Raw genomic sequence first — 11,926 nt, 5'->3', positions numbered from 1 at the left:
ATTACTTTTCTCCTTTGTAGGGAAGTACTTTCATGTCAGCGGTCATTTTCGTTGCACCAGCAGACACAACTCGCTGACCCAGACTAATATCGCCTTCGATGATGGCAAGCTCGTTCTCAATATGCTTTACGTTAACCGTTTGCTTGTTAACGCGGCTGGTGGTGTTATCAAAAATCCACACTGCAAACCCGTTGTTTTCATCGCCAACCAAAGACTTGACCGGGACTACCAGGCCCTCTGGGTACATTGAGCCCTGCAGGCTTACCTTAACAATGGCGCGAGCGCCAGGTGTTAGCGGTAATTCATCCCGAGGCTCCATGGCAAAAACAACTTCATAAGTCTGCGACACCGGATCAGGTTGAGTAGAGTGCTCAACATAGCTAACCGGATACCATTGGCTTCTATTAGTGGCAAGGGTTGCGCTGGCTTGCTTAATACCACGGCCTAAATTTGCGGTAAGCAAACGCTCTGGCACGTTAATGTTAAAGTATATTTTTGACACGTCTTGTAGACGAGCAATGGGTGTACCTGCTGCAACAAAGCTGTTGTTCTCTACCAATCGTTGAGACAGCTTGGCATCAAATGGGGCGTAAAGTTGGGTATAACTTAAATCTTGCTCTGCGTTTTTAAGGTCCAGCATTGCTAGCTCATACGATGTTTTTGCTGAATCTAATGTGCTTTGAGCCACTAGTTTTTGTGCAAACATCTTTTCTATGCGATTAAGCTCACGCTCAGATTGCTCTAAGCGAGTTTTGGATTCTTCCATGCGACGTTCAAAGGGCTTTCTGTCTATGGTTGCAAGCAGTTTGCCTTTTTCAATATCGTTGCCGGTGACTAGGTCGGTTTGAATTAGGCGCCCTGACACTTCAAAGCTCAAATCTACCGTTTTTACGGCAGATACCACTGCCGGAAACGTAAACTCATCAAAATTTGGAATATTACTCACATCGGCAAGCTTCACATAGCGTGGTGAGTCAGGTTCTGATGTTTCACTTTTTTCAGACGTGCACGCAGCAAGTGTGAAAAAGGCGAGGGCGGTGACAAAAACGGTACGAGAGATTCGCATCATGGACATAGTGTTTTGTAATCCATATCAAGTAAGTAAATGGGACTAGAAGAAACAGAATACGGCAACAAAGATTTCTTTATAAAGTAAACTGATGAGTGCATTTTAGTTCGGTCACATTGAAAAGTAAACTGTTCAGTGTAAAATGAAAGGCAATATTCATTAAGACTATATTAAATGACTGACGTTACACGTAAGCGAAGCGATAAAAAACGCGAAGCGATTATTCAAGCCGCGACTCAAGCATTTCAAGAGTTTGGGGTTAACGGCACCAGTATGGATAAACTGGCCGAGCTAGCGCAGGTGTCGAAGCGAACGGTATACAACCATTTTTCAAGAAAAGAAGAATTGGTGATGCATTTAATCAAAGAGCAATGGAAGAGCGCTTTGGTGAATATTGGCGTTGAGTATCAGCATGATTTACCCCTTAACGCGCAGTTAGAAGAGCTTGTATTTCAAGAAGTCACGTTTATGTGTAGCGAGGGTCACTTAGAGTTAGCTCGCGTTGCCATCGGGCATTTCTTTTACGAACCAGAAAAGCTGAAAGACGAAGTAGCGCAACTTAAAGCGCAAGAGTCGTCGTTACATCGCTGGCTTAAAGCGGGAAAAGCCGATGGTCGATTAGTGTTTGACGACCTAGAGCAAGTGGTTAATGAAATAGACAGCTTAATTAAAGGGCAGTGTTTTTGGCCGCAGCTGTTTAAGATAGAAGACACATTAAGTGAAGACGACAAGCGGCGAATTACTAAGAATATTGCAGCACTAGTGCTGTGTAGATACGCCAGCTAGGCTCCTCAGATACGAGCTATAAAAGCAGTCGTTTAAAAGCTTTCAGTATAAATAATCATTGCCTACTGCAATAGGCAATGACTTCGATACCACCTTACTGACCCGTTTTCGCAAAATTCACTAAGGTTTCGCCATCCATTCTATAGCCTAACCATTCACTTTTCGCTTTCGCACCCAGTGATTCATAGAAATCGATAGCCGGTTTGTTCCAGTCAAGTACGCTCCATTCAAAGCGACCACAATTTGATGTTACTGCAATATTAGCAAGATGCTGAAGTAGTGCTTTACCAGCACCTAACCCACGAGACTGTGGTGAGACATAAAGGTCTTCTAAATAAAGCCCGTTTTTGCCTTGCCACGTAGAGTAGTTAAAGAAGTAAACGGCGAAACCAATTGGTGCACCATCATTTTCACAAATAACGCAGTGAGCCGTGGCCTTATCACCAAATAGGGTGTTGTGTAAGTCAGCTTCTGAGGCTTCAACTTCGTGCTCAGCTTTTTCATAGATCGCAAGCTCTAGAATAAACTGGCGAATTTGATGGATATCTTGTGGAGTGGCTTGGCGAATACTTAGCGCATTACTCATGGAAATTCCTTATTTACTCTATAAAAAACGTCAGCCTTAAAAATAAGGCTGACATTTGCTCAGGGCGTTTTATCTATGTTAACCATTTTTGCAGCGCTCTGTGCGCTATTTAAACGAGGACCAAAGGTTAATCACTACCATTGCTATCAACAGCAGGTTCGCTGGAGCCTATATCCACATTTGAATTAAGGCCTCTGCTTCCAAACACTTTTTTCTTTATCCATGAAAAGGGCAGCCTCAAATCAAGTAAGATTAAGTAGAGGCATGGCACTAAAATTAGCGTAACTAGGGTGGCATAAAGAACTGCAAAGCCAAGCGCGGCTGCCATTGGCACTACGAAGGCCGCCTGTAGGCTAGTCTCAAACATTATGGGTAAAACCCCAACAAAGGTGGTTATTGAGGTTAGTGTAATAGCCCTAAAGCGCGCTGTACCTGCTTCAACCACAGCGTGCTTTACACTGTAACCCTGACTGCGTCGCTGATTGACAAAGTCGGTCATTACCAGGGAGTCGTTAATAACAACACCGGCGGCGGCGATTAAACCAAAGGTAGACATCATAGAAAGGTCTAACCCTAGAATAAAATGCCCCCAGATAGCCCCTGTAAGACTAAACGGAATAACCGACATGATAATGAGCGGTTGTCCGTAGCTTTTTAACGGCACAGCAAGAAGTATATACACCATCACCATCGCGGCTATGAAAAATAAGACCTGTTCATTTTGTTGAGCCTGTTGTTCTTCAATGTCACCGCCAAGCTCGGTCATCACCGAAGGAAACTCCTCTTTGAGCTGAGGTAATAAGGTTTCTTTAATCTCTTCTACCACCTCATTTGGCTCAACGGTTTCCTCGTCAATATTGCCCCATACGTATACGCTTCTGTATCCACCTTCTCGGCGGATGTAACTAATACCTGGTTTTTCCTCAAGTACGACAACATCACCAAGCATGACTTCTTCGCCAGTGGGAGTGGTAATGAGAGAGTATTTTAATTCGGCAAATCGTTCGCGAGTCAGTTCAGGATAGCGAACCATAACGCGCACCTCTTCACCGTTGCGTATTACTCGCTGTGCTTCACCACCGTAGAATCCAGCGCCAACTTGGGATGCAATGTTTGACAGGGTAAGCCCTAAATCATAAGCCACGGGCAACAATGACATCTGCACTTCTTTACTGGGTGGGTCGATAGTAGAGCTGACATCAAAAAGCCCATCCTGCTGCTGAAGCATTTCAATAAACTTCAAGCCGGCGGCGTTCAACGTATCAATATCGGGGCCAAAAAGAAGATAACCGAATTCGCCGTCATCACCACCACCGCCGTTAACATCGTCGATAACCGTGAATGACTTCATGCCGCTAATTTCAGGTATAGCCTCTCGCCAGCGTCTAGCCAGCTCAAACGTGTCGATTGGTCGTTCATCTTCATTCACTAATGGAGTAAGAATTCGGCCTTCATTGCGGGAGTTATTAAAAGCCAGTCTGTCGCGAACCATGCCGGTGCCAAATTCTTCTATTAGCTCTTTTTCAACACTAAGAATGGTGTTTTCGACAATCTTTAACGCATTGATTGTGGCAAGGTCAGAGACATTTTCGTTCATTTCTATTCTGACACTAGGAAAATCATGGGGGACTTTAGGGTTAGGTACCATACGTACATAATTGGCGCTTATTAGTCCCCAACTGATCATAAGCAGGGCAACAAACATCATAAACACTACCCAGCGTGCATTGATTGCCGCTTCAACGGTGCGCTTGTATGGGCCGTTTATAATACCTTGAAAGCGCTTATTAAATTTCGCGCGCCAGCTGTCTGGTTTAATAGGGGAAAAGTTCGTGTGTGCTAAGTGAGCTGGTAATATTAGTTTCGATTCAACAAGGCTAAATGCTAAACACAGAATAACCACGACAGCGATATTATAGAAAAATGCACCCTCAGGCCCGCTGCTTAACGTAAAGGGGGCAAAAACAGCGATAGTGGTAAGTACACCGAATGTAGCCGGTGTTGCTACACGCTTGGCCCCGCGAATAACGTTATCGACACCGCCGCCCTGACTTTCAATTTCGGTATAGGCGCTTTCTCCTATCACAATGGCGTCATCTACCACTATCCCAAGCACCATAATAAATGCGAATAACGAGAGGATGTTGATACTAATACCAAACAACGGCATCAGCATTACCGCACCTAAAAAGCAAACGGGGAGGCCAACCATTACCCATAGCGCCAATCGAAACCGCAAAAATAGGGTAAGCATAAAGGCAACGAGCACCGAACCTTGAATTAGGTTTGATAGCATCATGTCCAGTCGTGCATTAAGGTAGTAGGTTAAATCTACTAACACTTCAATTTGTACATCTTCGGTAAATGACTGATTTTTTTGTTCGATGTATGCTTTAACGGTTTCTGCAACGGGAATGGTATCTTGTGTTTTTGTAGCTTTGACCGCCATTGAGATAGCATTCATGCCGTTGTATTTAAAGTACCTTTCGCCCTCTACGAAACCGTCATTAATATAGGCTACATCGCCAAGGGTCACTCGAGCGCCACCCGCGCCTATTTTAACCGGAATTTCTGCAAACTCTTCACCGCTGTAAAACTGGTTTTCAACACGTACCGATACAAGGCCTGCATTAGTGCGAATTTGTCCTGCTGACATGTTTGCTGAGTAGCTATTGATTGCACGAGTGATATCAGAAATTGACAGGTTATATTTTCTAAGCGTATCCGGCTTTATTTCTATGGCAATTTCGTCATCAGGTGCCGACATTTGCACAAGAGACACATTGCCTAGCTGTAATAGCTCATCTTCCACTTCTTTCGCAATTTTCTTTAGTTCAGCAAGGGGAAGATTGCCGACTAAGGGCATCTCGATGACGTCTTGTTGAAACTCTACTTGCGAAACGTTGACCGGCTCCATACCTGCCGGAAAGGTAGCGATGCCGTCTACTCGCAGTTTTACCTTATCGAGTACGTCCGTAAGCTCTGCTTTTGTTTCAATCTCAAGACTTACGGTGCCGCTACCTCTAAACGCCCGAGAAACCGTGCGTTTAATTTCTGTGATGTCTTTAATGGCTTCCTCAATCTTTATAAAGATACTCTCTTCTATTTCTTGAGGGGAGGCGCCAGGATAATTTGCATTAATGGTGATGTAGTTAATTTCAATGTTGGGAAACATTTGACGTTGAATGGTTAGAAAACTGGCAATGCCCATAATAATGATAAAAACCATTAATAAGTTTGCGGCGACTGAGTTTCGCGCAAACCAAGCGATAAGGCCGTGCTGAGTGTCGTTATGAGTTTCCATGGCGGTTCCTAAATTAGTTCGCTTTCGCTGTCACTGAGTCGGAAAGGTTTTCAATAACTTTCACAGCCATGCCGTTTTGCGGATACTCGGGTAAATTCATCACCACTCTTTTTGGGTCAAAGTCGCCCTTGATCAAAAAGTCCCCGCTGTCTTCACGAACCACGTTAACCTTATTTGAATGCAGGTTATTGTCTTCATCTAAGGTCCATAACTTTCTATTGGTAACCAGCTCTTGAGGAATGCGAAATACATCTTTTAGTACTTTGCCCTCAAACGTTACCGACGCGTAAGAACCAAACTTTATCGTTGGGCCGTTAGAGTTAATGGCGTAGGGGTCACTAATGCGGGCAACGAAATAAGACATTCGGGTGTTATTATCTACTACGCCTGTATCACGGTGAATAACGCCTCTAAGCGATATGCCTTGTGCGTTGTTGTCAGATATGACGACTTCTCTGCCAATTGAGTTGGCGTCAAGGAATTTGCTATCAAAGCCTGCAACGGGAAAGGTCACTTCTGCAAACTCAATATTGTTCAGTACAGCCACGGGTGAGCCTTGGGTCACATAATCGCCTGTACTAATGTTGCGCGACACAATAAGGGCATCGTAGGGCGCTTTAACTTTGCAATTCTCTAAGTCACGCTTGGCAAGTTTTAGTTGAGCTTGAGCTGATTTTAACCCGGCTTCTGCGCTCTTCACTTGCGGTTTTCGAAGGTATAAGTCGGATACCTTAGAGTTGGGCATGGTCTTCGCTTCTCTTGCGGCAACATCCGCCTGCGCTTTTTCTTGGATCAGTTGAGCCTCTGCACTGGCTACGTTAGCTTGTGCAAGAAGTAGCGCAGCCTCATAGGCGTCGGGCTCTACGGTAAATAATGTTTCTCCTCGGCGCACTAACCCTCCGCTTACAAGTTTCGGGTTCCATGTTTGAACTTCGCCGGATACTTGTGCTGAAAGGTTGGTGGTTTCTAAGGGGGCAACCTCTCCGTATGACGTAAGCTGTATTCTTACGTCTTCAGGAACCAAAGAATCGATGGTGACGGTAGGTCGCGTATCAATTTTTTCGGCAGCCGTATTGTCGGCAGCTGATACTTCAATACCTTTCATACCTGCGTACCCGAGGATAAGAATGCCTATGGGTAATACAATTTTCATCAATTTCATTGTTTAGTCTATGTGGTTGCCGAGTCTGCCTATAGTCTAGCGCTTATACCGATACATTTTCCATTATATTTGTAACTAAACATGACCTTACAAAGAAAGCACTGAGACAGCTTAAAACGCAGACGCTAGTGGAGAAGGGGGGGATGACAATGTCATCAACGATTGAAAAATGTAAACAGTTATTTTAACTGTTGGAGTAAACTACGACCTTGTTGCGGCCAGACTCCTTTGCGCGGTAAAGGGACATGTCTGCATGTCGTATTCCATCGGCTAAAGATACTTGAGAAGTTATCTCGCAAACCCCAAAACTACTCGTAATGTGAATATCGTGAGCTGAAATGGCGATAGGCGAATTGCTCAAGACTTCACGTAGCGCTTCTAATACGTTCGCAGCTTCGCTAGCGGATGTTTCTGGGAAGATAAACATAAACTCTTCACCACCCCATCGAGCAAGAATATCTTGCTTCCTTAACCGGGCGCTAAAAATTCGCGAAATTTTGCGAAGTACTTCGTCGCCGGCCTCGTGACCGTAAGTATCATTAATGCTTTTAAATCTGTCTATATCGGCAATCGCTATTGAGAATGTATTACTGCTTCGCTGAATTCGCGCGTATTCACGTTCTAGTGCGGTTTGCGCACCGCGCCTGTTAACAAGCTTGGTTAAGTGGTCATGATTAGCCTGTTGCTCAAACTGTTCAGACAAATCTAACGCAATATCGTAACTTTTCTGTCTGCTGTATTCGTAAAAAGCAGACAGAAATGTCACCGTTAAAAACGAGTAGAGTAAGCGAGATTTAAACGCGTAGGAGTAAGACGCTATAAGCAAAGACTCATCGAAAACAAAAAATAACAGGGTGCAGGCGATGGTAAATAAAAGTAGCGCAAGAAGACCTCGTATGACCCCCGCGAAAAACATGGTCACCGGCGGGACCAAGTAAATCCATAAAGGCCCGGTGTTATCTTTGCCGCCGGTAACGAGTAAAAGAAATACCAATATCATTAAGCACGATATCAACAGGGTAATAGACACTGTGCGTGAGCGCCGCGTACCAAATTGAATTTGAATGCGTTGGGAAAGAGCAAAAACAACACTCGCTGTTAGCAGAATGATGGCGAGAGGGAGCTCTTGCGCAAGTAGGGCTCTAATTCCTAAAAAGAAGGTGATGGACACACCAACCGCGGAAAATAGATTCACTACCATGATCCTGCGGTTAGTCTCATCTTTATAGTGATGCTTAACGCCGCTCGTCACATATTTTTTGAAAATACTAATCATTGTGCTTAATTAGCTCTAGCACTTTCTGCAATTTCAGTGGACAACACGGCCAAGGCTCTTCGCATAGCTATAACACTGGCAGAAAACCCATCTTCTTCTAGCGTTGTTTCAATAAAAAATGGATAGCGACCTTTTTCTGGTTGCTGGGTAGACACGATAAAATGACCTTTTAATACTACGTTGCCATTGAAGGTGCTAACGAAGTCGGAAATGTGAATGCTGAGCTCAACTGCACTATCGCCCTGATAGTCTCTATTTGTGAGTACTACTAGATTGTCGTTGGTAAGCTGATCTCGAAGCGTCTTGCGCAGCCCTTCTTCAAAGGGTTCGGCCCAAAGATGAGTCGTAGAAATATGCAGGTTTGTATCACTTACTTGATACACTAGCCCTCGATGCTTGAGATAGTCGGGTAGGGTAATACTCGTTATCAGCAGTGGGGTGCTCTTTTCTGGTGAATCTGCTGATGACTTGAAAGAGCCTTCCGACTGCGCGGATGAAACTGCAGAATGAAGCAAGTAATAAGAGAGAGACGATTGAGTGCTTGTGCAGCCAGATAACGCAAAAAGTAGCGAAACAATAACTAACGCAAAAGTATTGTGTCGGGTTTTCGAAAGAAGCCCAGTCGTCATTTTCATTTCATTTTGTCCCTTCACGCGCTTTCCCTAACTATCAAAATACGCCAATTTCGCTTCTCAAAAAGACGAGTAAGCGAAAACTTCAAGTGTACGCTGCATCTGAACGTATAAGCGTTAATTTCCGCAAATTCTTATCGCAACGCACCTTTATTGATGGCTGTTTTTTGCGATGCGATACATTTCCCGTTCAGATAACACACTATTAAACTAATAAAGGATAATTTAGCCTAATATTTCAACGCACTGTAAACTAATTTTATCGTTATTTCTCTTGTGCTTTAGGCTGAATATCTTCGCCACCGTCTTTTGAAAAAATGAGGCTATTCGGTGACTGATTCAACTTCAGCAGCAAGGGTTGAATGTTTCTCAACGTATCTTGCAGCGTATCTACCGTCTCTTTTATTTCCGACTGATTGAAACCGCCATCACTGTAGTTTTTAAGTAGACTGTCCAAACTTACCAGTACTTGGTTTAAATTGCCATTGAGCGCCTTGGCGTCAATGTCTTCAATAAGAAGGTCGAAGTCGGTGCTTGCGGTTTCCACCGACTCTGCTGCCAGCTTCATGTCCTCTACCGCTAACTGTACGTTTGCCACCATTTCTTTGAGCGGCAGTTGATTTATCTTATCGAGAATGGCATCTGCTTTTTGCGTAAGCTGGGTAAATTCATTGCTTACCGTAGGAATAACTTCGTAACCATTCACTATTGATATTTTGCCACTATCCGCTGCATCAGGCACATGCTGTAAGTCTACATATAGACCACCGGTAAGCACGTTCCCCATTCTCAACGTGGCCCGTAAATCTCGCTCTAGCCAGTTACGTAAAGTCTGCTTAATGGCACTCAGCCCCTCTTCGGTATCGGGCTGTCGAGCTTTGCCTGGATAAATGTTGATGAGCACTGGAATAGGGTAATCTTGTTCTAATATGTTGCCTTCTACCGCGGGCAGCGAGTTAATCCCCGTTACATTGCCAATTTCAATACCGCGGTATTCAACTGGAGCTCCAACAGTGAGGCCTCTGACACTTTCATCAATTAACAGCAGGTATTCAGCGGCAACTTTGTAGCGCGCGTCTGAAGCGGCCGTATTGTCTTCGTAAATGGTGAAAAATGCATTTTCTACAACAAGCTCACCTTTTGGCACACCATCGGGAATACCAAAGGTTATACCGTTAGCAAGAAGGGTTTCTAGACTGCCGGTTTCAACACTCACGCCACTTGACTCAAGATGCAGTTTTACGCCACTCACATCCCAAAAGCGTGTGTTTACTGTGATGAGTTTATGATAGGGCGCTTCGATAAACGCATCGTAATACACCACGCGCTCTTCAATGTTAAAGGTCGCGTCTTCAAACTCGCCAACTTTAAAACCCTTGTAAATAATAGGGTCGCCCGGTTTATAAGCAAACTCATCATCGCTTCGCAGCATCACGTGAAGCCCTGGCGTCCCAGGCGGAGTCACTGGCGGTCGAGAGAGAGCGTTAAAGTGCAGTTGCTCTTTGCCATTGTCATCGGCAGACATGGCAATGTAGCTTCCTGAGATTAGTGTGTTTAAGCCCGAGACCTCGGAAAAACTGATGCGGGGGGCTACCACCCAAAACTTTGCATTTTCATTGAGTAGGTGAGAAGCGCTGGCGTCTATTCTGGCGGTGACTAACACGCCGTCTAGGTCTGGCTTGAGTGATATTTTTTTAACCTGACCAATGTCCAAATCTCGCACTTTAATGGGGGTTTTATTAACCTCTATCCCTGTTGCAGAGTGTAGCTCGATGGTGATAAGCGGGCCTTGATTAGTCCACTGGTAATACACCATCCACCCACCAATCAGCGCCACTATAATAGGAATTAACCATATTCTAGATACAGATGAAGTCGGTTTTACCTTCGCCTCGTTATTGTTTGGATCGTTTGTGGTCATGGTAATTGCTTCCACTGCTGCCATATTAGCCGTGAGTCAAATGTCATTGCAGCTATCATTGTAATAAACACTACCGCACAAAATGCGAGAGCCGCTTGGCCAGGATAAATGGATAGCGTGTTTCCCATTTGTATAAGAGAAACCAGTACTGCTACCACAAAAACGTCAATCATCGACCACCGCCCAATGGCCTCGGTAAGTCGATAGTATCGTGTGCGCAACTGTTGCGAGTTGGTTCGCTGTCGCTGAACTGAATAATTCAGCCACGCTAATATTAAAATTTTCGCCACCGGCACAACTACGCTGGCGATTAAAATGATAATAGCCACGGGGTAAGACCCCGATTCCCATAAGGAAATTACTCCACCAATAATGGTGTTAGGCGTTTCTTGCCCAAAAAGTTCAGTATACATAATTGGCAGTAAATTGGCAGGGATATACAAAATACACGATGTGATAAGCAATGCCCACGTGCGCTGAATGCTAGCGTCTGCTTGGGCCGCGGTTAATGGCTTTGGCGTTGGTGGCTTACCTTGTTTTAGCCACATTTCATAACGTGTCGGGTCAAACTGCATGATAGCCAGCGTGGTAAACGCACTAAAACCAACAAAAGCAAAAAAGGATAACCCTATAGTTACATCGGCTAGTTCGTTTATTTTAATTAGACTCACAAGAGTACCGATTAAAAAAATTTCTGCCATGCTCCAAGGAAGCAGTGCTTTTACGAAAGAGAACAAACGGAATAGGTAAAATGGCCGCTGTTGTTTGAGTTGCGCAAGAGAAAGCCAGGCCAAGCCAATAAGTACCAATCCAGGCAATAAAACGGTGGCTAGCCCTGTGATGATCGCCAGCGACAGGTAGTCGTTTTCAATTAGCACAGTGATACCGCTTGGCAAATCGATACTGTGCTTTTGCCCGCTGGCTTTAAAGGTAAGAAAATTAAATGGCAGCGAAAGTAACAAAAAAATTAACGCACTAAGGGCATAAGCGTGTAATTTTTCAATGGCATTGTTTTTGAAAAAAATCAGCGTATGGGCACATCGAGGGCATGTCGCTCTTTGACGATGGGCAAGCGTGGGGATACTCACACTAGTGTGGCATTGATCGCACACTATTATTAACTGCTCTGGATTTTCCATACTAGTCGCTAACGACATCCGTTGTGTGTAATATCAATAATATAAAGCATT

General features: G+C 44.4%; 9 protein-coding genes. 1 reads left to right on the top strand and 8 read right to left on the bottom strand.

All coding sequences use genetic code 11. The features are described 5' to 3' along the window. Window position 1: 1 nt before the first annotated feature. Window positions 2-1,075: an efflux RND transporter periplasmic adaptor subunit gene (locus AC27HD_RS03965; RefSeq protein WP_487103966.1), complete on the bottom strand. Its 1,074-nt coding sequence runs from the start codon at window positions 1,073-1,075 to the stop codon at window positions 2-4. Window positions 1,076-1,243: 168 nt separating this feature from the next. Between AC27HD_RS03965 and AC27HD_RS03960 the strand changes: the two genes are divergently transcribed. Continuing rightward, entirely contained in the window at window positions 1,244-1,855 is a 612-nt protein-coding gene (locus AC27HD_RS03960; protein ID WP_487103964.1) for a TetR/AcrR family transcriptional regulator, read from the top strand. A 94-nt stretch (window positions 1,856-1,949) separates the two neighbouring features. On the opposite strand, the gene AC27HD_RS03955 is transcribed toward AC27HD_RS03960, so the two are convergent. The 7 genes from AC27HD_RS03955 to AC27HD_RS03925 form a co-directional block, all read right to left on the bottom strand. After that, window positions 1,950-2,441 (bottom strand): GNAT family N-acetyltransferase, encoded by a 492-nt coding sequence (locus tag AC27HD_RS03955; RefSeq protein ID WP_334061425.1) that lies wholly within the window; start codon window positions 2,439-2,441, stop codon window positions 1,950-1,952. A 127-nt stretch (window positions 2,442-2,568) separates the two neighbouring features. Next, window positions 2,569-5,745, bottom strand: a complete 3,177-nt coding sequence (locus tag AC27HD_RS03950) for an efflux RND transporter permease subunit (RefSeq protein WP_487103961.1) — start codon at window positions 5,743-5,745, stop codon at window positions 2,569-2,571. A 13-nt stretch (window positions 5,746-5,758) separates the two neighbouring features. Next, entirely contained in the window at window positions 5,759-6,907 is a 1,149-nt protein-coding gene (locus AC27HD_RS03945) for an efflux RND transporter periplasmic adaptor subunit (protein ID WP_487103959.1), read from the bottom strand. 184 nt (window positions 6,908-7,091) lie between these two features. Beyond that, window positions 7,092-8,183 carry a GGDEF domain-containing protein gene (locus AC27HD_RS03940; RefSeq protein ID WP_487103957.1) on the bottom strand — a complete coding sequence of 364 codons (1,092 nt, stop codon included), beginning with the start codon at window positions 8,181-8,183 and terminating at the stop codon, window positions 7,092-7,094. 5 nt (window positions 8,184-8,188) lie between these two features. Next, a complete protein-coding gene (locus AC27HD_RS03935; protein WP_487103955.1) occupies window positions 8,189-8,836 on the bottom strand; it encodes a PqiC family protein in 648 nt (215 codons plus the stop codon). Between the two features lie 244 nt (window positions 8,837-9,080). Beyond that, window positions 9,081-10,736, bottom strand: coding sequence for an intermembrane transport protein PqiB (gene pqiB, locus AC27HD_RS03930; protein WP_487103953.1), 1,656 nt, complete (start codon window positions 10,734-10,736; stop codon window positions 9,081-9,083). Continuing rightward, window positions 10,733-11,875, bottom strand: a complete 1,143-nt coding sequence (locus AC27HD_RS03925) for a paraquat-inducible protein A (protein ID WP_487103951.1) — start codon at window positions 11,873-11,875, stop codon at window positions 10,733-10,735. The genes pqiB and AC27HD_RS03925 overlap by 4 nt, the downstream gene beginning before the upstream one ends. Between the last annotated feature and the right edge of the window lie 51 nt (window positions 11,876-11,926).

The sequence above is a fragment of the Alteromonas sp. 4NS20-0143 genome (assembly GCF_057542855.1).
The sequence above is the reverse complement of the archived record's forward strand: the minus strand, read 5'-3'. Positions and strand labels throughout refer to the sequence as shown.